The 24872-nt window shown below is 44.5% G+C and carries 22 protein-coding genes; 3 read left to right on the top strand and 19 right to left on the bottom strand.

The genetic code is table 11. From position 1 onward, the window contains the following. Positions 1-145 precede the first annotated feature (145 nt). The 14 genes from CUN67_RS24365 to sctR all read right to left on the bottom strand — a co-directional run bounded on the left by CUN67_RS24365 (position 146) and on the right by sctR (position 11210). The gene (locus CUN67_RS24365) at positions 146-862 is read right to left on the bottom strand and encodes a hypothetical protein (protein ID WP_208718061.1); all 717 of its coding nucleotides are present in this window, start codon (positions 860-862) and stop codon (positions 146-148) included. Positions 863-1120: 258 nt separating this feature from the next. After that, positions 1121-1837 carry a hypothetical protein gene (locus CUN67_RS24370; RefSeq protein WP_208718062.1) on the bottom strand — a complete coding sequence of 239 codons (717 nt, stop codon included), beginning with the start codon at positions 1835-1837 and terminating at the stop codon, positions 1121-1123. 373 nt (positions 1838-2210) lie between these two features. After that, entirely contained in the window at positions 2211-2810 is a 600-nt protein-coding gene (locus tag CUN67_RS24375) for a hypothetical protein (protein WP_208718063.1), read from the bottom strand. 60 nt (positions 2811-2870) lie between these two features. Continuing rightward, the gene (locus tag CUN67_RS24380; protein WP_208718064.1) at positions 2871-4019 is read right to left on the bottom strand and encodes a hypothetical protein; all 1149 of its coding nucleotides are present in this window, start codon (positions 4017-4019) and stop codon (positions 2871-2873) included. Positions 4020-4046: 27 nt separating this feature from the next. Then, on the bottom strand, positions 4047-5153 hold the full coding sequence (gene sctE, locus CUN67_RS24385; RefSeq protein WP_208718065.1) for a type III secretion system translocon subunit SctE: 1107 nt from the start codon (positions 5151-5153) through the stop codon (positions 4047-4049). After that, complete coding sequence (locus CUN67_RS24390) at positions 5137-5631, bottom strand: CesD/SycD/LcrH family type III secretion system chaperone (RefSeq protein ID WP_208718066.1); 495 nt, start codon at positions 5629-5631, stop codon at positions 5137-5139. Before CUN67_RS24390 ends, sctE begins: the two co-directional genes overlap by 17 nt. Positions 5632-5659: 28 nt before the next feature. Beyond that, a complete protein-coding gene (locus CUN67_RS24395) occupies positions 5660-6043 on the bottom strand; it encodes a hypothetical protein (RefSeq protein ID WP_208718067.1) in 384 nt (127 codons plus the stop codon). Positions 6044-6171: 128 nt separating this feature from the next. After that, on the bottom strand, positions 6172-6741 hold the full coding sequence (locus CUN67_RS24400) for a hypothetical protein (protein WP_208718068.1): 570 nt from the start codon (positions 6739-6741) through the stop codon (positions 6172-6174). A gap of 354 nt (positions 6742-7095) precedes the next feature. Beyond that, the gene (locus CUN67_RS24405) at positions 7096-7497 is read right to left on the bottom strand and encodes a secretion protein (RefSeq protein WP_208718069.1); all 402 of its coding nucleotides are present in this window, start codon (positions 7495-7497) and stop codon (positions 7096-7098) included. A 24-nt stretch (positions 7498-7521) separates the two neighbouring features. Continuing rightward, positions 7522-8451: a lytic transglycosylase domain-containing protein gene (locus CUN67_RS24410; protein WP_254711477.1), complete on the bottom strand. Its 930-nt coding sequence runs from the start codon at positions 8449-8451 to the stop codon at positions 7522-7524. Then, positions 8441-9505 carry an EscU/YscU/HrcU family type III secretion system export apparatus switch protein gene (locus CUN67_RS24415; protein ID WP_208718070.1) on the bottom strand — a complete coding sequence of 355 codons (1065 nt, stop codon included), beginning with the start codon at positions 9503-9505 and terminating at the stop codon, positions 8441-8443. Before CUN67_RS24415 ends, CUN67_RS24410 begins: the two co-directional genes overlap by 11 nt. Beyond that, positions 9498-10274, bottom strand: a complete 777-nt coding sequence (gene sctT, locus CUN67_RS24420) for a type III secretion system export apparatus subunit SctT (RefSeq protein ID WP_208718071.1) — start codon at positions 10272-10274, stop codon at positions 9498-9500. Before sctT ends, CUN67_RS24415 begins: the two co-directional genes overlap by 8 nt. 1 nt (position 10275) lies before the next feature. Continuing rightward, positions 10276-10545 carry a type III secretion system export apparatus subunit SctS gene (gene sctS / locus CUN67_RS24425; RefSeq protein WP_208719465.1) on the bottom strand — a complete coding sequence of 90 codons (270 nt, stop codon included), beginning with the start codon at positions 10543-10545 and terminating at the stop codon, positions 10276-10278. 14 nt (positions 10546-10559) lie between these two features. Further along, positions 10560-11210: a type III secretion system export apparatus subunit SctR gene (gene sctR / locus CUN67_RS24430; RefSeq protein ID WP_208718072.1), complete on the bottom strand. Its 651-nt coding sequence runs from the start codon at positions 11208-11210 to the stop codon at positions 10560-10562. Positions 11211-11464: 254 nt separating this feature from the next. On the opposite strand from sctR, the gene CUN67_RS24435 reads away from it, so the two are divergent. Both CUN67_RS24435 and CUN67_RS24440 read left to right on the top strand, forming a co-directional pair. Next, a complete protein-coding gene (locus CUN67_RS24435; protein ID WP_208718073.1) occupies positions 11465-12307 on the top strand; it encodes a hypothetical protein in 843 nt (280 codons plus the stop codon). Between the two features lie 355 nt (positions 12308-12662). After that, complete coding sequence (locus CUN67_RS24440) at positions 12663-14249, top strand: hypothetical protein (RefSeq protein ID WP_208718074.1); 1587 nt, start codon at positions 12663-12665, stop codon at positions 14247-14249. Positions 14250-14327: 78 nt separating this feature from the next. On the opposite strand, the gene CUN67_RS24445 is transcribed toward CUN67_RS24440, so the two are convergent. Further along, complete coding sequence (locus CUN67_RS24445) at positions 14328-19805, bottom strand: hypothetical protein (RefSeq protein ID WP_208718075.1); 5478 nt, start codon at positions 19803-19805, stop codon at positions 14328-14330. A gap of 292 nt (positions 19806-20097) precedes the next feature. On the opposite strand from CUN67_RS24445, the gene CUN67_RS24450 reads away from it, so the two are divergent. Further along, positions 20098-20724, top strand: coding sequence for a hypothetical protein (locus CUN67_RS24450; RefSeq protein WP_208718076.1), 627 nt, complete (start codon positions 20098-20100; stop codon positions 20722-20724). 33 nt (positions 20725-20757) lie between these two features. On the opposite strand, the gene CUN67_RS24455 is transcribed toward CUN67_RS24450, so the two are convergent. The 4 genes from CUN67_RS24455 to CUN67_RS24470 form a co-directional block, all read right to left on the bottom strand. Further along, positions 20758-21042 carry a hypothetical protein gene (locus tag CUN67_RS24455; protein WP_208718077.1) on the bottom strand — a complete coding sequence of 95 codons (285 nt, stop codon included), beginning with the start codon at positions 21040-21042 and terminating at the stop codon, positions 20758-20760. 237 nt (positions 21043-21279) lie between these two features. After that, positions 21280-22239 (bottom strand): hypothetical protein, encoded by a 960-nt coding sequence (locus CUN67_RS24460; protein ID WP_208718078.1) that lies wholly within the window; start codon positions 22237-22239, stop codon positions 21280-21282. Between the two features lie 27 nt (positions 22240-22266). Continuing rightward, positions 22267-24255, bottom strand: coding sequence for a hypothetical protein (locus CUN67_RS24465; RefSeq protein WP_208718079.1), 1989 nt, complete (start codon positions 24253-24255; stop codon positions 22267-22269). A 113-nt stretch (positions 24256-24368) separates the two neighbouring features. Beyond that, positions 24369-24842, bottom strand: a complete 474-nt coding sequence (locus CUN67_RS24470) for a hypothetical protein (protein ID WP_208718080.1) — start codon at positions 24840-24842, stop codon at positions 24369-24371. Between the last annotated feature and the right edge of the window lie 30 nt (positions 24843-24872).

Genomic DNA, 24872 nt, shown 5'->3' on the forward strand with positions numbered 1-24872 from the left:
GCGCGTTGTGTGCCCATTCCGTTAGAGATAATAGCGCGATAAATCGCGCCGCTACGTTATTCAGCAAAATGATCAGAGAGCATCAGGTTAAAATCATGCAAAATAAAGGGGCCATTGCGGCCCCGGAGATTTTTATTATCAGAATTTAGCGGATGGACTGGGCGATAGATTTGGTGGATTCGGCGTTCATGCTCTGGATGCTGTTCGCCATGGTGACTGCAGTGTTGAAGTTCTGCATCAGCTGCTGCAGTTTCAGCTGGCTCTGCTGCACGAAGTCTGAGGCTTTGCCACCGGCAGATTCGAGTGCCACTTTGATGGATTCCAAATCTTTTTTGGAGACTTTCGCCGGTGCCTGATCGAGACGTTTTTGGATCAGACGCTCCAGATCTGCTCTGACCTGATCCTGTACATGTTGTGGACGATCGGCATATTCTCCGTTATCAATTTTAGCAATCTGACGCTGCAGATCCAGGATATAGGCTTGGTCTTTTTCAGACAGGCTACCGAACAGTAATTCATCAATGGTACTATCACCAATCAGAATATTATTCTCACGCATATATTTAATAATATCGGCTGGCAGCTCAGCGGTATCGCTGTCTTTTTCCAGTTTTGACATGATGATTTCCAGACGGTTTGCCATATCCTGCACATCACGTGCCACGTCCATTTTCTTCGACATCTGGGTAAATTTATCATTCGCCAGCTGGCTGAACATCAGCATCATATCCGCCATGGTGACCATGGCATTACCTACCATGGAGGTTTCTTTCAGTGCGCAGCCATAGCGAATGTCAGTTGGGGCATCGCTGTTAACGTAGCCGGTTCCGGTGGTTTGTTCAGTGTTTGAAATGGTGGTCATTTTTATTTCCCTAATATTTTCTGTAAGTGGTGATGGTTTATCGTTGTGGGTTTTAATTATGTTCCCGCGTTTCGATGGAGTAATAATATCCGGCTCACCAGTATCACTTTTCTGTTTTTCAACCGTTTCTTATGTTTTCCGCCATCATTTATCAGCAGGGGCGAATTGCGCGATAAATCGCGCCGCTACGGTAATCGGCCATAATTTTAAATAACAAAAAGGGGCCATTGCGGCCCCGGATATTTTTATTATCAGAATTTAGCGGATGGACTGGGCAATAGATTTGGTGGATTCTGCGTTCATGCTCTGGATGCTGTTCGCCATGGTGACCGCGGTGTTGAAGTTCTGCATCAGCTGCTGCAGTTTCAGCTGGCTCTGCTGCACGAAGTCGGAGGCTTTGCCACCGGCGGATTCGAGCGCCACTTTAATGGACTCCATATCTTTTTTGGAGACTTTCGCCGGTGCCTGATCGAGGCGTTTTTGGATCAAACGTTCCAGATCCGCTCTGACCTCATCCTGTACATGTTGTGGACGATCGGCAAAGTCACCGTTATCAATTCTGGCAAGTTGACGTTGCAGATCCACGATATAGAGTTGGTCTTTTTCAGACAGGCTACCGAACAGCAATTCGTCAATGGTACTATCACCAATCAGAATATTATTCTCACGCATATATTTAATAATATCAGCTGGCAGCTCAGCGGTATCGCTGTCTTTTTCCAGTTTTGACATGATGATTTCCAGACGGTTTGCCATATCCTGCACATCACGCGCCACGTCCATTTTCTTCGACATCTGGGTAAATTTGTCATTCGCCAGCTGGCTGAACATCAGCATCATGTCGGCCATGGTGACCATGGCATTACCTACCATGGAAGTTTCTTTCAATGCGCAGCCATAGCGAATGTCAGTTGGAGCATCGCTGTTAACGTAGCCGGTTCCGGTGGTTTGTTCAGTGTTTGAAATGGTGGTCATTTTTTATTTCCCTAATATTTTCTGTAAGTGGTGGTTGTTTATCGTTTTGGGTTTTAATTTTTCCCGCGTTTCGATGGAGTAATAATATCCGGTTCACCAGTATCGCTTTTCTGTTTTTCAACCGTTTCTTATGCTTTCTGCCATCATTTATCACCAGGGTTGCGAATTACGCGATAAATCGCGCCGCTACGGTAATCGACCATAATTTTAAACAATAAAAAAGGGGCCATCGCGGCCCCGGAGATTTTTATTATTAGATTTTAGTGGATAGACTTTATCATTGCCTGGAAGGCATTAAACAGCAGAACAGCAAATGCACGGTCATAAATGAAAAAATGGCGTGGGTACTGAGTAGCCGCGCCATTCAAGCCGTTTAGCGGAGTTGCACTGCGCCAAACAGCGCCTGCTGCAACTTACCGAATTCATTTAACATGTCTTTCACACCACCAGAAGCATTTTTTGCTTCCTCTACGGCTTTAGTTAGAATTTTATTAAAATCTTCCGACAGTGTGGTTTGATAATCACCCAACAACTCTTTTTCTCCGGCCTCTTTGGTGTAACGCGCGCTGTTCTTACCAGTTAAACCTTCCGCTATTTTACCGAAGCCGCCGAAGCCACTCGTGATAGCATTACTTTTACCTTCTTTGAAACCACCACCGATACCAATCACACTTCCCGCCACGGACAATGCACCAGACCACATTTTACCATTGGCATTGGCCATATTTGCTTTGTAATTTAACTCAATCGCATCCTGTTTGGTTTTCATGGCGGTGGCCATTTTTTCATATTTAATGCCAACACCTTGTTCGGCGAACTGGCGATGGACATCACGCATGTCATTGCCCATTTTTTGCAGGCCTTCCATAACATGGTCCATCAAGCCAATAAGACCTTCGCCGCTGATGCCGCTACCGAAATCGGCAGAGCGTTGATAAGAGGCTGTGCTATTTACGCTATTTACTTCACTCATGATTTTTACCTATTAATAATTTAAATTTAAGATTATATTTCAACTAACATTAAGGGAAGGCTATGCTTTCATCCCGCCCTGGTATATTTCTTTACATGTGCCGATGATAGAAAATATCTTGAATAAATCCTGACTCATCAGCTGACGTATCAAGTGATCAAGCTGGAGTTTGTCTTCTTTCTGACGCCCTTTATCCTGATAATTTTGCCGGTCTACGGCCTTACATACCTTTTTGAAAATATCTAAAGAATCATGTAAGAGCTGGGCATAGAAATCAGCAACCGCACTCTTCGTCCCCAGAATTCCAGCGATATTCTGCTGATGTTTCGATATTGCTTTTTTAATATCTTTAATCTCATCAGCCTTCTCCTTCTCTGTACGATTGTCAACGGCCTCCTCTTTGGCTGCCTTTTCAGCAGGTTCCGGCAAGGTTGGCTTGCTGGTGGCTGAGTTATCAGTCTTGACAGCAGGTTTACTCATCGGATTTGAATCAGACGTTTTATCGTCCTTCAGGCCCTGAGACTTAAATTTGCTGTTCGAATCCAATATAAAAATAGGATTATTTCGAGCCTGGCTCTGCAGTTGTTTATCCGCTTTATCTAAGGCGTCACGGTAAAATACCAGATTGTCATCACGCTGCTTCACCTGCTCATTATTAAAAACAGGGTTCCCAGGTTCCTTAGCCACTAACATGCAATTCGCAAAATCCATGAGCCCGGAAAGTATCGTACTGTTAGCCTGCAAATTTGCGGATTTAAAAGCCAGATCAAGTTTCTGAGCATTAAGCGTGAATTGCCACAGGATCATTTCAGCTCGCATATCTATATGATTTGCGTCATCCTTAAAGTCTCCTTCACGCTTCCTCTTTTGGTGATCATTGATCAAAAGGAGCAATTGACTGGGAGAAAGAAATGCCTGAGGATGCCTTTCTAAATAATCAATTAAATCTCTCGTATCCTGCACAAGGGCAGCAATATACTCTTCATCGTCTGAGATGATATAAGATTTAGGAATCTCCACAATTTCTTTCAAAATACTAATAACTTTATCAGTATTTAGATTGGTGGTGCCATAATATCCCATTACTGTATCAATATCATCGACAGAGTCATTCTCTATCGCATTATCAGTTTTTGTGACAGAGGCACTCCCTTTCACATTTTCGGTATCCATTGAAGGATAATGGCGATTTGTTCCTATAGCAGTCATTATATTTCCCTCAGACGATGTTTTTTACTACACCATCGCTGCAGCCATTTTGGCCTGGTTAGCGGAGATGGCACTTAATAGCTGCATACCATTTTCCATTACTCGTCCCTGGTCCGTATGGAGATCTTTAATCTGATCGATGACTTCTTTATTGCGCTCATCAACCTCTTCCATCAGTCGGGCATAGAATTGAATTTGTAAAATCAGCAAATCAATATCTTTGCGAATTTCAGCCATTTTCTTTTCCACTGCGCCTATCGCAATCTGGCACGCGCCTTGTGTTGCTTCGCGCGCAATAGTGCGACAAATATTTACTGCTTTGGCCATTTTGGCGAAGGTTGCTGCTTTACCCACCAGTTTAACGCCAGCCTTTTTAATTGCGGTGACAATGCTGCAAGCGGCACCTGCCACTTCCAGGGCCATCTGCATATACCCGAGATTTTTAGCAGCTTTATTATATTTTTCGGCATCTTCAGGATGTAATCGCGCCAGCGTATGGCAGGCGGCAATCCCAATTCCAGTTACACCAGCCATGGTATTGGCGACACCACCAGCGATCAGCATTGGGTTGCAGGAGACAATACCGATAGCGATCTCAGCGATGCCCATCACCACATCCACCACTGCCGTTACCCAGGCCATGATCTCACCGATCAGTCCGCCCTTCTTTGCTTGCTCCTGCATCTCGGCTTGTTGCGCCATCTGAGCTTTACGCTCTTCAAGCTGCGCAGCACGGAGCCTTTCGCGCTGTTCGGTCAATGCCGCCAGTACCGGTCCCTTGGAAGACGCGGCTTCACCCAGCGACTTATTGGTCATCAGGGTTGCTGCCAGAAACATCTGCTCTACGGACATATGTTCAACCGTAGACAGCGTGGTACCCGCGAAGGGATTGCTTTGTCCCGCCGGCACTTGTTCCATTACCCGGCTATAACTTTCAGCGGCGATGGCACGGGAGGCCGGCTTTGCCAGCTGGCGGGGAGCAGCCAGCGAGCTGTGGGCTTCACTGGCATAAAATGCCACGTCGCCGGTTTGTCGGGTGTTTTTCGCATCGGTTTTTTGCGGCGCGAGAATTTCACTTAAATATTCGGTAGCACTGGTGCTTAACACCGGTTGCCGATTAATGATGGTCGTCATGTTGTTTCACCTTAATTGTATTCAGCATTTGCTGAGCATTATTTTTAATTTCCTGAAACTGTTGCTGTTCACCACTACAAAGAATGGCAGCCTTAAAAGACTTCTGTGCGGCATCATCAGCCCCCATCAGGCGCAGGCTGAGTCCGCTAAAAAAGGCCGCTCTCGGGTCGTCAATATTGTGTATTCCTACACGGGTGAAACAATGCAGTGCATCCCGATGATCCCCCAGACGCTGATGGCAAAGACCCAAGCCCAGCATATATTCTATATTCCAGTGATCCAGTGTGCTTAATATCAGATAAATATTGCGTGAAGCGCTGAATTCACTTGATGAGAATAACTGGCTGGCATAACTTTCCATCTCGTCCAGGTCATCCTGTGCGATACCTGATAACAAATGCAATGAGCCGCCGCTTTGTAAAAATTCTTCCAGCTGAACTGATTTATCTTCGGCTGGTGATGCTGTTTGACTGTCCATGTTAATTCCTGTGTGCATGTTTGAGTCGTTATGCAAATGAACGACGATGTTTTTTGGCAATTGGCGCGCGAACCGGCACCTTTGCCTCTGTGGCTTTTTCTTTCACAACGTTTTCCGGGGCCTTGACGTCATCCGGCATCAGCTGTTTTAACTGACGCCCCAGGCGGTCAAAGGTTTTACTTACCACCGGCGCCTTTGCCACGACCGACTCAAACATCGCTTTGCCATCACCCTGCATCACTGCATCGAGTTTTTGTACTTTCTTCATGGCATCAGGATCGGTATCCGCACGGGCATAAAGTTCAGCAATTTCACCTTGTAGTTTTTTAAAGTCAGCGATTTGCTTTTCCACACTCATACGACGTAGCTGCATGACATCAAGCATATTTTTCAGCTGGTCCATTTCATTCATTGTGAGTTACCTGCGTAAGTATTAATAAGTGAAGTGAACCGCTGGTACACTTCTCGCTTGCAAAAAATTCGCGTAGTGGTTTCTGAAACTGGCCAACTTTTTACTGGCCAGTTTCAGGGCAACGTTAATTAGCGAATAGACTGTGCGATGGCTTTAGTGGATTCCGCATTCATACTCTGAATGCTGTTCGCCATGGTGACCGCGGTGTTGAAGTTCTGCATCAGTTGCTGCAATTTCAGCTGGCTCTGCTGCACAAAGTCAGAAGCCTTGCCACCGGCAGATTCCAGGGCGACTTTCACCGATTCCAGAGTCTTTTTGGTCCACTGACCGCCGTTCTCTGCGAGGAATTCATCCACGGTTTTATCACCGATCAGGATGTTGTTCTCTTTCATATATTTAACGATATCAGCTGGCATTTCAGCTTTGTCACTGTCTTTCTCCAGCTTCGACATAATAATTTCCAGGCGGTTTGCCATATCCTGCACATCACGCGCCACGTCCATCTTCTTCGACATCTGGGTAAATTTGTCATTCGCCAGCTGGCTGAACATCAGCATCATGTCGGCCATAGTGACCATGGCATTACCCACCATGGAGGTTTCCTTCAGTGCACAGCCATAGCGGATGTCAGCTGGCGCATCGCTGTTTACATAAGCGGAAATTGAAGAGGTCTGTTCAACATTTGATACGGTAGTCATTTTTTGTTTCCTTGATATTTGGTTTAAAGTTTTTTCGTTTATCGCTATGGGTTTTAAATTTGTTCCCGTGTTTCGATGGAGTAATAGTACCCGGGTAACCCACAGCACTTTTTTGGTTTTCGACGGATATTTATGTTTTTCGACGGGATAGTGAAACCGTATAAAGATTAATTCTGAAAAAGAGGTTGCTTAAGCCTTGAGAGCAAGAAACCGCCCTGACAAAATTCAGGTAATTGATTGATTTAAAAGTATTTTAAAAGAATTATCGCTAACCTGACAAAAACAACCTGGTCCGGCCCCGAAAACAAAAAAACCGACTTATCGTCGGTTTTTTCATCGGCAGTCCAAAGAACATTAGCGCGCACGCTGTGACATTGGGTAAATCAGCCAGGGATCCTCATCAATTTCCTCTATTCTGGCCCCCTGGTAGATAAGTGCATCAGACAACCGCTGGCGGACAGGATTGGTCTCGGTGTCCAGAATGCGTCCACGCACCTGTTTTATTTGTGGCAGCGCATTTTCCAGCTGATGAATAAATTTGATAAATCCGGCTACCGCGCGCTGATCATTGTTGTCCTGGGATGCAACAAAATTGCAAATAATCAGCACCTCATTCTCGATCCGATAGATTAAATCATAGCCATTCATATTCACCCTCTGGCCGAGAATATAGTTACTCTTCCCCAGATAGGCCGTTTCCGTCGTTTTACCCTGGTTGAACAGGAACTCCGTCAAAATATCTTTTTTATCGTTCATGTACTTCTCCTGCATGTAGTGGTATCAGAGCAACGCTTGCGGCTCTTCGCTATTTTTAAATAAGGTTTCTGGTGTATGTTGTGGCGTGGATAGCAGCAGTCCCAGCAATTTACTGATCGCCGGTTTGCCTTCAGCGGGTTTTTCTTTGCTCTTATCCGTTGCTGGTTTTTCAGGTGCAGGCTTTGGTTTGGCAGCGGGTTCAGAACGGCGTGTCGTAACCGGCTGGTAATAAGACATCACTTTAGCCACATACTGTTGTGTTTCTCTGTAAGGCGGGATCTGGCGACCATATTTTTTTACTGCGCCTTCGCCCGCGTTATAACCGGCCAGCACCAGATGGAGGTCATCATTAAAATGCTCCATCAACCATTTGAGATAAGTCGCGCCAGCACGCACGTTATGCTCAGGGTTACTTAAATTGGTATAACCAAAACGTTTGCCCGTCGCCGGCATCACCTGCATCAGACCGCGTGCACCTTTGGGTGAAACCGCATGCGCCTGATAGTTCGATTCCACCTTGATGATGGCATGGAGCAGATTCGGGTCTACATCCACTTCTTCTGACACTTTACTGATCAAGCCATGGTAGCGGGAGCCAGCTCCCGTTGATGCCAGCTCAGAAACCAGCTTTGTCTCTACCTTCGCAGCAGGTGTGTCTTCCAAATGCTTGTGCGCGGTTTGTGCATGACCAGCAGCGGCAACCGTCATTTTCTCTCCGGCCACCGTCCAGTTAAGCGGCATCACCGGGAAATGATTTTCCGACTTCACGCCATCAGGCATATGCGGAAAGCTGTTTACTGCCGTGGCTGCCGCAGCGGCCGCATCAGTAAGTTCCCAGGCCACCGGTGCAACAGAAGCCGCCACAGGTTGATTAGCCGTCGACCATGGGAAGGAACATCCTGATAACACCAGGCACAAGGGCAGCAATACCATCCCGGATTGTTTAATCTTCATCGTCGTCTTCTTCTTCTTCATAATCTAAATTCATAGCTAAACGCAAAATATGTGCGACAGGCTCAAACAGTTCGGAGGGAATATACCCACCCACTTCAGTGCCATTCGCCAGGCCACGCGCTACCGGGATATTTTCTATAACGGGCACTCCCGCCTTCTCTGCCAGTCGCACGATATGTAATGCGCGTTTATCGCGGCCCATTTCAATGACCTGTGGCAACGGTGTAATTCCAGGTTCGTAGTAAAGACACACAGCAATATGTGTAGGGTTGCGCACCACAGCGGTTGATTTTTTTACATTGGCGTCAAGGCTGCCACTCTGAATTTCCCGGTGGATCTCTTTACGTTTTTGCTTGATTTCCGGGTTGCCTTCACTGTTTTTATTTTCCTGTTTGATCTCCTCAAGGGACATCATCATTTTTTTGGTGTTGTCGTATTTCTGGAACGCCAAATCAACAATGCCAATCACCACATAAAAACCGATAACGGATATAAGCATCCAGAAAAAAAGGTGTAAGCATACTTCCAGCCCGGTCGTAATGGGATGAAGTGGTAAAAACTGCAGTGAAGGCGTGTGTTTGCTTAATAAAAGAAAAAAGATTAACGACAGCACTAACACCTTGGCCAGGGATTTCACGAATTCGAACAGGTTCTTTTTAGAAACCATATTTTTCGCATTCGACACCACATTTAATTTTTTGAATGAGGGTTTAATCGCCTCATTGGCTATCAATGGGCCAATTTGGCCCATGATGGTAAAGATCGCAGTGACGACCAGTAATACACCCAGCCCGCCCATAAAGCGCAGCATCACCGAGACAAATGCACCCGTGATTTGCCCGAGGCCAAAATTAATACTTTGATTAGCTGCACTGATGGCGACTTCATGCATATTTTGCAGTGCACGCCATAATGCTGGGCCTTCAAGGCTAAAATAGCCAAGGATCATCACCAGCAACATGCCGCTGGTAACCTCCTTACTGACCGCAACCTGGCCCTTCTTACGCGAATCCCGGATCTTTTTATGTGTGGGTTTTTCCGTTTTTTCAGCCACTGAACACCCCCAGTAGCTGCTGCGTCAGATGGGTGAAATTCTGGCTATACTCGCGCACACTGCCAAAGGCAAAATTAAAGCTGATGATCAGCATTAATATGGCGAAACCACTTTTGATCGGCATCGCCAAAAAGAACACATTCAATTGCTGTGCCGAACGGTTAATCAGACCCATCGACATATCGACCAGCATAATGATAACGATCGCCGGCATCGCGAACCGTAAACAAAGTTCGTACATCAACTGCCATTGTCTCGCCATAAATGCCAGGCCACCCACGCCATAGGTGAAAGTTCCACCAGGCGGCAGAGTGACATAGGACTGATAAATTGCGGTGATCAGCTCGTTAAAACAGCCACTCATCAGAAATAACACATTAAAAACCTGGGTAAACAACAACCCCAGGATGGAAGATTGTTCGCCCAGCATCGGGTTAAAGATGGCAGCCATGGATGAACCACGCATGGTATCAATCACAAATCCCGCCATATCCATTGCCCAGAACGGAATAGCCGCGCAAAAACCAATCACCAGGCCGATACAAAGTTCGCCCGCTGCCAGCAATAAATAACCCAAAACGCCATTGGCTGGCATATGCCATTCCGTATAAACCGGCAACATAGGCAAGGCAATAACCATTAACAACGCATTACGCGCTAACATCCCGCCCAGGTTGGCGCTGCTAAATAATGGCATCAACAGAAAGACACCTAATGGTCGCAGCATACACAGGCCAAGAATGGGTAACCATTGTGTCAGAAGCGGCATATCAACCCCGCATCTGGGTTATTTGGTCAAACGCCAGGCCTGCATAATTAAGCAGTACATCGCCCATCCAGCGATAAGCGATCGCGAGGGTAATTGAAACAGCAACAAGTTTTACCAGGAACTGAATGGTTTGTTCTTGTATTTGCGTCAGCGCCTGGATCAGGCTGACAATAATCCCTACGGTTGACGCCACCACAATTACCGGTAAAGAAAGCAACAGAATTAGCCACATCATCTGGGTCGCTAACTGTACAATCATTGCTTCACTCATCATCACCTCAGGTATCAGGAAAAGGACAGCACCAGCTGGCCAAGTAATTTCTCCCAGCCACCCATCAGAACAAATATCAACAGCTTAAGCGGCATGGATATGGTCATTGGCGAGACCATCATCATCCCCATGGCTAGCAATACGTTGGAGACAATCAGGTCGATAGCAATAAATGGCAGGAACAGTAACAAGCCAATTTTAAATGCCTCGATCAGCTGGCTCACCGTAAATGCAGGCATCATCACCAGCAGTGAATTATCCGGAATACGTTTCTGGTATTTTTCCGGCCAGACTTTATGACCAATATCAACAAAAAACTGCACCTGTTCCGGGGCAGTATTTCGCTCCAGGAACTCTTTATAAGGTGCAAATACGCTCGACTCCATTTGCTGAACGAATGCCGGTGATTCAAGACTTACCGGATGGGTCTCAAGATTATCCTGTATTGCCAGTCCTACCGGTGCCATGATAAATAGCGACAACACCATGGCTAACCCATACAGCGCCATATTAGGCGGTACCTGCTGGATACCTAGCGCATTGCGTAATAAAGCAAACACGATGGAAAGCTTGAGGAATGAAGTACCAAGTACAATTAACAACGGCAAGATCGAGAGTGCGAATAGCACAATGACCAGTTGCAAAGGTTGTTCAAAGATTGTCATCGTTCAGGTCCGGGAAGCGTCTACAGCCAGCATTATCCCGGCAGCCATCTTTCCTGACTATCAGGTGCAGACCTTAATTTTTCCTGGGGATGGGAATTCAGGCATACCACCTATGAATGTTTACTGAGAATTCCTGTAAGCAAACAAGATTTTTCTGTATTACCCTAATTATCATTAATCTTTATCAATAAAATCTCATCGCTGATCGCGTGTAATTAGTAGTGCCCATAATAATATATAAGGCAGTGAAAATTATGACTTTGTTAACCACCACTATCCCTCTTATACCGCACGCCTCAGCGACTGATTACAAACCCATTGAAAAACCGGAGGTCCCGTTACTCATTGAAGAAGCAGGGCAAATCAGGAATGTATCAACCGAGATATCGACTTCAACAGCAAAATTCAAAACCGGTTTGATTGTCTTTGGCATTACGGCCATCACCTTGACAACCGTTGGCATTATTTCCCTCCTTAAGCCCTTTTCTGGACCAGGGACAGTCGTGAAAAGTCTTTGGCAGCAGGCCGAATCAGACATGGCCTTTTTAAATCATCACCCCTCCCACGATGGCTCACCACTGACGACACCTTTAGATAGGTTTGCCGACGGTTATTCCGTGGAAATCAGAACCAGCAAACCTGGTGAAGTCGCCAATCTGGCGATCGATCTCTGGCCTTTCAAACTACAACGTTCGCTGGTTGAGCTGAGAAAGGCGCAACTGGCATTACAACAAAATACATTGATTGCTACGGCGGGGCCCGGCGGTCTCAGACGTTATATCTTTCATACCACACAATCTCTGATCACTAAGACAAAGGGAGATATCATGATATGGAGGAATTTTATCGGCAATAATCATCTTGAGAAAAAGATCAGTATGGGAAAAGCCCATAAAATAGAAAGAATCTATCATCGTGCTGAAGATGACATTCTGGATTTAGAAAAATTAGTGAAGATGGTTGATAAAAATAACCAGAAAGGCTTCAGTGTGCCAAAAGAGAAACTGCTGGAATGGTATGCCATTTACGACACGCTCAATAAATCACTGGAAAAAGTTATGCGACAACTGGATGAATTCAGAGATCTACTGGCATGACCGCAATTAAGGCTACGGCCAGGTGAGAATTATCTGAAGATCTGGCGTTCACTGACAAAGTCGCGGGGAACGCATATGATAATTACATCTTTGCAACCTGTTTCATAAGATTATTTAACTCTGTCTATTTCGCAGTGCAGGATAGCTCACAATATTCTCGTGATTTATTGATATAATATGCCGGTGAATATTTCCTCTTATAAGTATTCACCCTTATCAAATTTCACTACTCACAGGTTTTATTTTTAACTGACTAAGATTACATCATTTAATCTCAGCGTCGTCATTTAATTGTATCAACGTAATCTTATTAACGTCATATCGTTATGTTTTACCCCTATAGGAGAATTAATTTATGTATGGAATACACAATACCGGCATAACAACGCAAAATCTGCAGCAGCCAGACGCCGACAATCATGCCGCCCCCATAGGGGAAATCAACACGGGCAACATCCCCGCGCAAATGAGCAGCCAGAGTGCGTCAGCAGGTGCACCCGTAAAACCAGAGGAAAAAAGGGCGTTGATATTGGAAACTCCTGCCGACATCCGGGCAGCGGGAATCAATGAAACCGACAAACAAAATATGATTAATGATCATCTCTTCAGAGATCTGAGCTGGGTATTCGATCATGCCGGTACGACCGGGAACGCTGTTGTTCCGCCAAAAAGTGTTTTTCCGCAGATGTTGATTAAATCCTTACTGGCTAAACATCTTGGGGAAGACGTGTTCTCGCATTTTTTACAGGGAGTGAAAGCAGACTCGGGGTTACCCCATGTTTCAGACGAGGATTTTATGCATGTTCTGGCAGAACTCAGCCAGAGGGAGAAAGGCAGCAGGACTGACGGCGGCACTTTTTTGGTGATGTCAGACCGACCAGAGCCAGCAGATGATGAAACCCTTGAGATTATCAGGGACAGACTGGAAGCGCAGGGAATCTATGTTGAGCGGTTTGATAATAACGCCCGTCCTGCCATCGAGCATTGTCAGGCTTTTAGCGCAATCCTTAATGACCTGGATATCAGGATAAGAGGTGGAGTGGATATTGCTTCATTACTTGAGCATTGTGAACTGACGCTGACTTCACAACCTGTGACGGAAGACTATCTGCCAGAACTAAACCTTTTGCAACCTGCCGGGCGCACGATTGAGCGGCAGATTCCGCCAGATGCTGATACCCGAGTCCTCATCGCAGATAACCCAACAGCGGCCAGGAAAGTCGTCGATGATTGTTTTAAACAAATATCACCCGATCTCCATGAATCACCCGAGATTAGTTTTTTTCCTTTCATTGCTTCTGCCCATACTTACCACAACGAATGGATGAATCCATTCACACCATTGACTGATAAAAAACATGACTTTACTCTCGCTAATAATGAAAAAATTGCCTGCGACTTTATGGGCGGAGAGCAGACTGTCTCTGACTATGATTTCCCTCGTGATTACCTGAATGGGAAGCTGAGTGATGACATCAGGATATTCTCCATTCCAATTAAATCCGAAAAGCAGGAGAATGTTCGAGCTATTTTTGTCAGCAACCTGAATACTAAACTTGACGAAGAAGCTGTCAAACATTTGAATAAAGTACTCGCTTCTATTCTCGACGGTAAATGCCGACAGAAACAAAATAACGTCGAGATTTATTTACCACAAGTCAATATTAATACGGAACTGGATGGCCACGAACGTGAAAGAGTTCATGGCTTCAGTGAACGTATGTTGATCTGTGAAACATCTAATGAATATAACAGACTAAAAATTGACAAAGAAGGTACGCGAGCAGCGACTTCTAAGTTTACCTACCCATCACTCAGCAGTAAATTACCCCCGGCGCCCCGCTGGCTGGATAAACCCTTTGGCATTTTCTACGCCAATGGAAATACGGTGGAGCTTATCACAATGGTGTCTGATCCAGCAGCCGTGCAACCAACTGAATAGTCACCTTCTGTGTCGGCCCAGGTATATTTCGGGCCGACACATACTACGATACCTCGCCTGAAAGAATGCATTTCATGCTTACTCTTGTTGGCTAGCGTTATCAACTAATGAACTCTCAGACGGTGCCTCAACTCTGTGGATAACAGGCCGTGCCTTTTCCGCCAACCAACGCAGGATCGCCACGGTAAAATCGGGAAAGTAAACAGCCAGATCCAATTTAAGTTGTGGATTCGCAAACATAATCTTTATCAGTTTATCAACCTTGCCCAGCATGACCTGCGTTAGAGGTTCACGCCACGCTGCACGTAACTCTTTTGCTAACGTCACCTGTTCCTGGTTGGAAGAGTAGCGGCAGGCATGGACAAATGCCCTTAAATACTCTGGTTCATCCTTAATGTAAGCCCTGAATACATTAGGGGAAGACATTATTTTGTGCAATAACGCGGCCTGTTCCTGCTGTGACAGCGGTTTTACTCTATCTGTATAATTGACATATATTTCATCTTCAATATCCAGTTCTTCCCGAACAATGCCAGGAATAGCATAGTGAAATAATTCGTGAAGGTAGGTTGACAACACCGTTTTAAAACTGCCATCTGCAGTGCATGAAATCCCTACGAGCGGTTCCACTTCAACATCACTCGGTGAAGATTGCCCAAGAACGCCCGAGTAGGGCAACATTATTCTTTCCAGATAGGTATTCAAAACCAGTAGCTTTCGTTCATGAGTAGAAGGATTATATTTACTATAATCCTTAAAGATTCTTATTTCTTCTTCACTGTGATTGACAAGTAGTGTATTTAACGCCACTAGTATCCTCTCAAACACCGTAGTATTAAAGGCATATCCGCTCTGTACATGAAACATCTTCCCCAGCTCACGACTAATAAAAGCACGGTCGAGCCGCATAGTTTCATGAATTTTTTCTATTTGTTTTTCGCCATATTCACGCGACATCCGAAGATCTCTGGATAACCGGGGAAACTTTTCTTCAATGCTCTCCCCCATGGCAATATATTTTATATTATTTACTGTTTCAGACCTCGTCAGGCCGGAACCTGAACCATACAAGAACATACCGATGATGCTTTCACGTTTAAAAATATATCTACTATATTTATTGCTATATTGACCACGGTGCTGACTATAGTTTTTCTTCGCCTTATTAAAGGCGGCTAATTTGCTGGCAAAAATGCTGGCTAAATTAATCAGGAAGTTAGCTTTTGTTTTAAAACTATCAATATTATTTCTGGTCAGGGCATGATCGCTACCAGGAAGTTCGAAAACCTGAAGAATATTAGCAAGACCTTTCCTGACGTTGATGTCCCTTTGTAAAAAATCAACATAAGATTTTATTGCCGGATCCAGAGGGGGATTAATGAAATTCGTTGCGCCAGAGGCTATGTCATCGATAAATCCTATCAGTGATTGATAGTTCTCACGTCCTGCTTCGTTTACTGGCAGCGTGTCGAGATAATTTTTTAACGCCTGAAAACAGGCTTCTTTTTTGGTTTCATTCGCCTGCCAGATAATGTCTATCTTTAACTCCTTTTCGGTTGTTAACTGCATCAGGCTCTTACGATGCTGATAAAGTGCGATCAACTGTTCTCTTCGTTTTCTGTCCGAAATGCGTTGCAGGCCATAACGCCCGTATACATCAACGGAGCTGCTGCTGGAAGGTTCATTATCGATACTACGCTTGATTCTTTCTGCCATGGCAGGAAATAACGTTGGCTCCCAGGGTACAAACTCTCCTGCCTCATTGACTTCCCGCAAATAAATATTGCCATCCTGATCTTTTACCTCAATGACAAGCCGGTTATCATTGAAGACCGACACATAGAGATTCTCTCCCGGTGTCATGTTTACCGGCATCACCAGCTGGCAACTTCCATCCTCATCTGTTACGGTGTGATTAGCTTGTCGCTTGCCTACTTTTATATAATTATTAGCAACTACGTTCAGATTACCTGACTCATCTCTGGTTACACTTACAATCCGGTCAGAAGGTGCGCCAGCAGGAATACGATAATAAATCTCTCCCGAACTGGCTACGGACTCACTTTCCACTTCATAATAAATTTCTTCTTCACCATATTTGTAGGTTAAATAATCTTTTCCCTCAGCACGCTGGGTTATCTCCGTTGCGTAGCCCGCCAGATTATCTAACTCAATTTTACTGTTTTGTTGCGGTCTGAATTCAGCAGTAGATAATGAGGACCAACAGGGTTTAACTGGCCGCCTGAGATAGGGTAATAATCCTGCATGTGCATAAACTTTGTTTAATGTTGCGAAAAGATTGAATTTAGCAACCTCTCTGTCTTCCCACTTGAAGATCTCCTCATCATTCAGATCCTGGGGATTATCTGTCTGAGTCCCTGTTTTGCCCTGTTTAATATACGTCAAAACTTTACCGACAACCGTTTCGCCAACAGTCATCAACAGGTGTTCCTCTTCTTCTCCGGGGAGCAACGTTTCCAGACACATCGCCCCTGTTCCAGCCAGCTCCAGGAAACGATAGTGCTTATCTGGTGAAAAAATATCATCCAGTAATTCCTCACAATGACGATAGTTGGTCCAGCCAATAATCGAGTCAACAATGCGCCATAATTTATAGAGTGCTTGTCCCTCTGAGGTTGTTGGAACACTTGAGGTTGCCGTGGTGGTTAAAGCAGCTTCGTTTTCCCCTATCCGCAACACAATCTCTTCAGCCATAAGTTGATTCCACAATCCCCCATGATGATCACGGTAGGAAAGCAGCTTTTCCGTAAGAGTTAACTGATGATCGGGTACTGAATTAACGTTACTAAACAGAATATTGGTTAGTGCGCGCTTTAGTTCAGCTGGGTTGCGAGTGATATCAATAACGTCCCGTTCTGTAGCATCACTTATCCTGAGAAAGGGCGAAACCAGGTAGGTCTGTTCACCAACCTTAACAATAATACCGAGACAGGGTTTATGAGCAGGATGATCTCCCGGTCTCGATATCTCGATCAATTTAATCATTAACGACTGAGGAAAGTGTTGCGCCAGTTGTTCCTGGGCTGGCTGTGGCAGGGACAGCAAAGCACTGGCATAAAATTGCCGACTTGCTTCATCAAAAGCCTCTTTTGCACTGCTCAACGTAACAGGCTCCACATCCTGCGGCTGTCTCAGAAGTTTATCCAGTGCCCGTCGTGACCGGGTAAACTCCAGCAGCACGAATAAACGGCGTGCTTCCTGTCGCAACGTGCTTTTGATGCGGTCTTCTCCCGCAGCATTACCAAGATAGAGAGTCTGACCTAACATCTCGCGCAGCGTAGCAAAAGGCTGCGATAACAACAGGTGTTGGGCAATTTGCAGCACACTCGATAATCGGATGGTTTTGCATTGACTTTCTGCGACAACCGCAGCCGCCAGAGATAATCTGATACCCTGACCATCAAAACAACGTTTATCCTGTAACGAGGAATTGGATGCCAATTTCAGGATGGGGTAATCCTTCTGCAACCGTGCCGTTAATAACGCACGAAGACGCGCAATATCGCCCGCAGAAATTTCTGCATGCTGCTGACCTAACTGGCGGAAAAAAAGGTCTTTTTGCTGTTCAACCAACGTGAAAAATTCATGTACCGAAATATCAGGAACGCCGGTAGCTGAAACTTGCAGCTGAGAATTTATTTTGGTGTTAATCGCGGCAAAACCGGCAAAGTCCTCTGGCTTTTGCCAGAACAGGCTATCAAGAGTAGGTAATACCATTTCAGCCAGTAGTGCCATGCGGGTCAACAACTCGCCACCACTGAGTATGGGTAATCCCTCATAGAAACCGCTGCGGAAATCATTCTGGAGAATAGCAAACTCAGTTTGGTCCAGCGCAGAAGGGGGAATAAGTACCTTATCCAGCACCTGCAACACCATTTTTATTCGGTCTGACAGACTTGAATCGTTTTTATCCCTTAACAACGGATCCAGGCCGATTTCACGTAACGATTGCTTGCTGCTACGTAAGGCATAAAAACGTTCAAATGCCGCTTCAATCTGTTCTGCAGGTGCTTCTGTGATGACTTTGAACCAATGATCAACGGCTTTTGCCGCGCTGCGTGCATCTGTGAGTAAAGCTGGAACCGTAGTCAGAGGCTGATTTTCTATGGAAAGTAGATCGTACTGATTCGCTCGGGGAATAACCAGGGCAGGATGACGCTGCACCGAAACATCACGCTTATACCAGTTATGCCCAAAGCGATTGAAGTTTATTCCATTGGGTAGACCTTCCACACCTAACCAACGCTGTGGCAAGGAAACCAGTTGATCGAGCCAGGTCAACCAATGCATTGGTGAAGGATCGGAGAGTAAACCAGCAGATACGTGAGATTCAGCAGTGATGGCTGTAGAGGGCTGCAACCGGGACAGAGGTGCAGCCGGAGCAGAAGTGGAAGTTAATGCAGGCCTATTACCCGGATGAAATAACGAGGAAAATGAAGTAGCCTGACCGGCACTACGTAGATTTAATGACAGGAAGTTTGTCCCGGAATTAACCACATGCAGTAAGGTATTATTATTTTCCGCAGTGCCATATCCTCTGCCAATGCCCCTGGTCAGACCGGCAGTGACATTCATCATCCCGGATATTTCCATTCCTGCAGGGCATTGAGGAAGGAACAACAACGTTTCGCTTTCAGGAGCCAGGCGCAATAACGTGCTGGATTGCGGCAAGGTACTCAGCACCGCAGCGTATGGCAGGTTGATGTCTGCTGAATGTGGTGCTGTGGGAGCTGTAGCTACTGGATCCGGGATCGTTGCAGTTGGTTCACAGCCGAACTTAATGAGCAGACGCGACATCAGTTCGCTGCTGAAAAAATGCTGAGCAAAATGGCTGGTAAGATACTTCAGCAGGATTTCTTTCGTATATGCGCCAGGATTTATGACGTTGGCTTGTATGAACCAGGTTTCCAGCTGATCAAATGCCCGCGTATTCAACTGTAATGGCTCTGCCCCTCCCCCAGACAACAGCGTAAGGAAACGCAGAAATTCCGCTGAGAGCTGTGATTCCTCAGTCTTCGCAGCGATATACAGCTGTGAAAGCTGTGCGCGTACTCCTGGTTGAGACAACACAAGCTGCGCCCCGACCACATCAATGGCTGGCAGGTATTGTTCGTTTGATGTCGCTTGCTGGTGATCTTTCTGTCGAAAATCGCTCTCACCAAGCAGCTTTAGAATCGGCCTTTCCAGCAGCTCCTCCGCTAACACGCTCATTAGCGGCTCAACATGTTGCTGAAGTACTTCTGCTAATCTCTGGTCTGGCTCACGGAACCATGATTGCAATAGTACAATTTGTTCTGGAGTGATCAGTATCTTATTCGCTCGCTGGTTGAGAATATTTGCAGCTCTGGGAATGAAATCCATTAACAACGAAGCCAGCCATGAAGCGGAATACCTGACGGCACACGTCAGTGGATAATGGCATGCATACTCAATTTTTCGTATTGCTGAAATAAAATCATTGGCAACCGTAATAATGGAGAGTACTGGCTTGTTATACAGAGATGGATTTGAAGCAACAGGCACATTATCAATCATTATATCACCTCCCTAAAAGAGCCTGTCAAAAGCGTAGACTAAGCTTTTTTAGCGGCCGAAAGTTGAAGTGTGATTAATTAATGAAAATTACCCGAAGTGGCGTTGATAACTGATTTCAATCCAGGCCGAGCTAAAATGAATAACAGCAATGAACCTATCAGATGATGCATGTAAACTTATTTAATTTCCGCCCCGACCTGATTTTTTTATGAAACTGTTCTGAGTCAAGCAAGAAGTCACAATTATGTGCAGCTAATAGACTAACATCAATCAGACACTAACAGGAGACAAAATGGACATATCATTAGGGTACGCGTGCAGAAGCAATTGCAACTTCGAGATATCAGACCAAAAGGAGATTTCACAGGATCCTTTTTTAAAGGACCATTTCATTGTGGGAAATGCCAACCTTTCAATATCATCTAATACTACCGATACAAAAGCCAGCATACATCACCATTTAACTGTCAGAAATGGAAATACACTCATAACCAATGCAGTAATCGCGGAGGGATGCCGCCTGTTCTTAAATGGCGAGAGAACAATGATACGAAATACCATTGTATTTGGTACCATCTTCATGGCTAACGGAGGGACAGTCGAAGAGACCAGCCAACAGGGGAATGGTCATATATTTATGGCAGGAACGGCGAATTTGAAAGGGGCACAAATAGAGACGTTATTGCTGAAAAGCATAAAGCACGCTCGCTTTGAAGATATCAGCAAAGTAAAATATCTGTGTATCTATAGAGATCCGTTGAAAACAAACTTTTACTTGCAGGCAGAGTTAAAAAGTGGCAACCAGGTGCATTTAACTGATCATTCCCACGGTAAGCAAAAAGATCCGGGTTATTCCCCCCTCATAATGATTGAAACCAGCCATCAGCAGGACCGCCATTCCTGGCACGAGACAACCTGACGGAAATATTGCAACGCATAGTCGATATTGATATTAATCCATATACATGGCTCCATATAATTCCTGTTTGCGTTGGAAGTTGGAATCAAGTTGTTTTGCATATTCAAGAGCTTCATGCAATTTTATTAGCTGCTTAAACCCGGTAATGAAGCTCTCAATATGATTTTCTGTCGCTGGTGTCACGGGTTCCAGTGTTGGCATATCATCACTATTCAAAACAGATAAGATATCATTAGTAAGGGTAACAAGTTCATTTGTATCATTATTCGACGTTAACATATCACACTGCATCATTGCTACGGCATTGTTTGATATCATTTACATACTCATCTTGCGATTACTTGTAATTTCATAGAGCCTGGGGGTGTTATTATTATAAACATTTCACGCTGGGTTCATGGATGAAATCAAAACAGTTTATTCTATTTATAAAAATATACCCGATGAAGATGTTTTATCTGTTTTTATAAATCTCAGGAGAATTTATGATGAAGAAAAAAGAAATCATTTTATCATCGGGTAGATATAAAATTCTGACCAGGCAAATGGTGTATTTTATTGTGGGTCACCTAAAGTACCATATATGTCATTTTTTACCATGTAACTGTCAACAGATTCGCTTAAGATCGTTGCAATACAATTGAAATTGTCAAGTTTTTCCTGAAAACTTTTGATGGCGAAGTCACAATTTTCAATTGCTAGCCTGGCGGATTTACATTGACTATCAAAATGGTTCCTGTCTATTTCCACTGATGATTTTTGTTTCTCAATAAGTGATAAGAATCCAGTCAAATCGCGGTTAATGTCATCCAGCCTCATTAAGTTTCTGCTAAGGTCACTCATGGCATGAGTTAATGATAATCCATTTTCACTCATCTGATTAAATTTTTCCATTGCCAGTACATATTTCTGTCTCGCCCGGAATTTAAGAAGTTTATTGCGGACTTCGTTTACATACTCACTGGCCATCTTACATCTGTTTTTAAAAAGTCTACGGTCCACCCTCATTTCTACCTTAAGTGTCTTAATTCCCTTTTGAATGGTTTCATTGAACTCTGTGCTGTTGTTTCCTTCAGCGAAGACAGCAATCCTGGATAGAACGCTGAGAGCGGGCATCTTATTCGTATCCATGATCAATAATAGATCATGGTTACAGTTATAAAGCTCATTAATGAAATTTTTTATATCATCATTTTTCAATTCCCCAGAACGCGATTTCTCTCTCAGGTTAAATGGAAGTTTTTCTATCTCTAGTAACGTAGCAGAACACATATCCCTGATTGCGTTCCGACCGAACTCTGATAATCTGGTGGGAACCCCGTTTTCTGCCTCATTAAACAATCTTGAAAATGCGATACTATTGACATTATGGCTGCGATTGAAATTAGTTGTCAGACTAAATCTACCCGTATTGAATATTTGCCTTATGCCTTTGGCCATCGCAGAGAATGGTCTGTTGATATTATTTACTACAGGTTGTATCACTCCTGTCATTGCCCTGGATATGGTAGTCATAACAGCGTTCCTTTTATTAAAGTTGCTTTAAGGACAGCGACCTTGCTGGTAGCTGAAACCAAAATATTTATTCTGATCATTCCCATCAATTTTGTGATATAACCACAATCGATTACGAAATTTGCTAAAGAGAGGAACAGGATTATTATTAATAATCTCCCCTGCTGCTATCTCTTTGTTGGCTGAACTTTGGTTAATCGCATTGGCGAGGTCATAAGACCAGCGATATATATTATCAGTATTGAGGTGTGACAACGTGATGTATTCACTTCCCCCCTTACGTCTGTCAAGTTTCAGACAAACGTGGTCAATCAGATATCCTCCTTCTGGCTGATTTATTATCATAAAATCAGCCACCGGATTAATAAGCCATTTCGTTGTTTGTAGCGGTGTACTTTTATCCACTTCAGGCACTGACAGAGATACCGTCCAACCTTGTTTCTTCAGATTGTTTGGAAGCCACAATAGGTTATCGTCAGGCCCGACGACCGGATGAATATGTCCGTCTTTACTTCTCCCTCCAGCCTGCACAAATCCCTGTTGAGCGTTGATTTTTGCTGCCACAGCCATCGGCCACGATCCTGAACTGAGCATCTTTTGATCCGCACTGCCAGGTAACATATCGCCCTGCTGTCTGAGCCGCTTACGCTCGTCTCTTACTTGCCAGCTTATTTTATAGTAATCCTCACCAGGCATGAGTGAGTTGCCTTCAATGATACCTGCTGCCAGTTCTCTGTGATTCTCCAACTGCATCACTGGTTCTGCAAGGTGGAACAGATTCAGCTCACCACTTACCAAAGTATAAAGACGACCATGTTGTAAGATCATTGACTGTAATTTTCCAGCACTGGCTTTGCGGAAAATGATGTCACTCTTTTGACTGGCCGGATCAAATCGCCATATACCCCATTCTCGCCCGTTGTCGATAGTATTAATCGCGGCCAGAGTGTGAAAAAAGCTGTATCCAAACCCAGTAACCGGGTCAAATACTGGTTTCGAGACTTCCACACTTGTTGAATGGTTATTAAGCCTCCTTAGCGGAAATTCAATAAACCCTTCTGTCTCGCCATTATCAGCGCGCAGGACATGCAGTCCCGGCAAAGGTAAGCGTTGTTCTGGTACTGCTTTGGCGGCAGCATACAGTAAGCCCGTAGGGGATAGTGCTACCTCATATGGCAACGCTGTGCCCCCTTTTTGCGAAGGACTCATTTCCCAGTCATCAGAGTTGCTATCGACTGTAAAGGGGTTAAATCGGTGTATAAATGCAGCCTTTGGCTGGCCCGAAAGTCTAACGCTATAGATATCACCGTTGTTGTCGATGACCGAAGAAAGGTAGCTGTGATAATTTTCAATTTTATCAGTGCGGATAATACTAAAATCAACTAATGAAATAATCCGATTGCTACTCTCCCCCATTAAATAAAGCTGTGTTTTGTCTGGGCTGATAAAACTTCCTCTGTAATTACTATCGATAAGTTTAGATATTTTCTTACCTGATGAATCCAGAGCAATCTTCTCCAGCACAGTATTACCGCGAACATGATTATTTCTGCGGGATAGGATATAGAGAGCATCTCTGCTATCACTGAGAAATGCCTTTTCAGGATCAATTCGACTGTTACTTTTATAGATTATCCTGGGAGATAAATGATCACCCTCAGGTGATAAAGAAAAAACCAGACCACTATTCTGGCTACTTAATGGAAGATAAAATACCCCATTATATCCTGAAACAACATCAGCCGGACAATCCAGTACTTCACCTGGTTCTCTTAGATCACCCTGAGATTCAGACATAAGGTTCGCATTAATCACACGGTACGCCAACATGCCATTCATTCGTGGTTCAATTGTTAGAACATCACCATTTGCCGACAGTGTCAGATAACAGATATTCTCACCAATAATTGAACGTTGAACCATAATATTTGCGGCATAAGTTAGTTTACTCATTGCAGACAGGAAAAAGAACAAAAAGACGATAAAAATTAAGCGTAGAAACATAACAGGAACCATGCCCACTCCACATTAGTTAAAGCAGCCGGATCAATTAAGGACTACGGGAAATCTGTTACATTCCCCGCAGTCGGTACGATTATACGTTTTATAGATCGCAGTGATTAATATTTTTACCACGTTGGCGGATATGAGAGACAGATGGGTACCGGTGTCGTCGTATGATCTTTGCCATATTCCGCAACAAAATAGTCAATAACCGGGTTTTCGTTTGCCGAATAAATGAAAAAGCACATCACCACGTTATCGTCAACGATATCATAGGCCTTAAGCTCGGCATGGTCTCCATAGTGGTGAGCAAAACCCACTTTGTCTCCTTTGATGTCAGTATAACATGGTCTTCGTTTCGCCATTTCACGATTACCTTTCCAGATTAATCGTGTTCCTGATCGCGTGCGGAAACGAATGGTCTCTTTTAAATGTGAATAGCGAGGGAATACGGCATCCCCTTTCTTATCTTTGAATTTCATTTTCACCAGTACGGGCCCCTGGTGCAAACCATCTGGAATAATAAACTTTATTGCTGCATCGCGTTTATCAGCCAGCTCCATAGAAAACTCCGTCAGATGATATTTTTCATCATTCATAACACTTCCTCCACGTCATTATTTTGATCA

Origin of the sequence: Pantoea cypripedii (genome assembly GCF_011395035.1) — a bacterium.
GTDB lineage: Bacteria > Pseudomonadota > Gammaproteobacteria > Enterobacterales > Enterobacteriaceae > Pantoea > Pantoea cypripedii_A.

Excerpts from the sequence above, each read along its gene's own strand:
- CUN67_RS24465 (WP_208718079.1), bottom strand. The coding sequence starts at position 24,255 with ATGGTTCCTGTTATGTTTCTACGCTTAATTTTTATCGTCTTTTTGTTC.
- CUN67_RS24450 (WP_208718076.1), top strand. The coding sequence starts at position 20,098 with ATGGACATATCATTAGGGTACGCGTGCAGAAGCAATTGCAACTTCGAG.
- CUN67_RS24440 (WP_208718074.1), top strand. The coding sequence starts at position 12,663 with ATGTATGGAATACACAATACCGGCATAACAACGCAAAATCTGCAGCAG.
- sctR (WP_208718072.1), bottom strand. The coding sequence starts at position 11,210 with ATGACAATCTTTGAACAACCTTTGCAACTGGTCATTGTGCTATTCGCA.
- CUN67_RS24370 (WP_208718062.1), bottom strand. The coding sequence starts at position 1,837 with ATGACCACCATTTCAAACACTGAACAAACCACCGGAACCGGCTACGTT.
- CUN67_RS24405 (WP_208718069.1), bottom strand. The coding sequence starts at position 7,497 with ATGAACGATAAAAAAGATATTTTGACGGAGTTCCTGTTCAACCAGGGT.
- CUN67_RS24400 (WP_208718068.1), bottom strand. The coding sequence starts at position 6,741 with ATGACTACCGTATCAAATGTTGAACAGACCTCTTCAATTTCCGCTTAT.
- CUN67_RS24470 (WP_208718080.1), bottom strand. The coding sequence starts at position 24,842 with ATGAATGATGAAAAATATCATCTGACGGAGTTTTCTATGGAGCTGGCT.
- CUN67_RS24365 (WP_208718061.1), bottom strand. The coding sequence starts at position 862 with ATGACCACCATTTCAAACACTGAACAAACCACCGGAACCGGCTACGTT.
- sctT (WP_208718071.1), bottom strand. The coding sequence starts at position 10,274 with ATGCCGCTTCTGACACAATGGTTACCCATTCTTGGCCTGTGTATGCTG.
- sctE (WP_208718065.1), bottom strand. The coding sequence starts at position 5,153 with ATGACGACCATCATTAATCGGCAACCGGTGTTAAGCACCAGTGCTACC.
- sctS (WP_208719465.1), bottom strand. The coding sequence starts at position 10,545 with ATGAGTGAAGCAATGATTGTACAGTTAGCGACCCAGATGATGTGGCTA.
- CUN67_RS24375 (WP_208718063.1), bottom strand. The coding sequence starts at position 2,810 with ATGAGTGAAGTAAATAGCGTAAATAGCACAGCCTCTTATCAACGCTCT.
- CUN67_RS24455 (WP_208718077.1), bottom strand. The coding sequence starts at position 21,042 with ATGATATCAAACAATGCCGTAGCAATGATGCAGTGTGATATGTTAACG.
- CUN67_RS24410 (WP_254711477.1), bottom strand. The coding sequence starts at position 8,451 with ATGAAGATTAAACAATCCGGGATGGTATTGCTGCCCTTGTGCCTGGTG.
- CUN67_RS24380 (WP_208718064.1), bottom strand. The coding sequence starts at position 4,019 with ATGACTGCTATAGGAACAAATCGCCATTATCCTTCAATGGATACCGAA.
- CUN67_RS24460 (WP_208718078.1), bottom strand. The coding sequence starts at position 22,239 with ATGACTACCATATCCAGGGCAATGACAGGAGTGATACAACCTGTAGTA.
- CUN67_RS24395 (WP_208718067.1), bottom strand. The coding sequence starts at position 6,043 with ATGAATGAAATGGACCAGCTGAAAAATATGCTTGATGTCATGCAGCTA.
- CUN67_RS24390 (WP_208718066.1), bottom strand. The coding sequence starts at position 5,631 with ATGGACAGTCAAACAGCATCACCAGCCGAAGATAAATCAGTTCAGCTG.
- CUN67_RS24435 (WP_208718073.1), top strand. The coding sequence starts at position 11,465 with ATGACTTTGTTAACCACCACTATCCCTCTTATACCGCACGCCTCAGCG.
- CUN67_RS24445 (WP_208718075.1), bottom strand. The coding sequence starts at position 19,805 with ATGATTGATAATGTGCCTGTTGCTTCAAATCCATCTCTGTATAACAAG.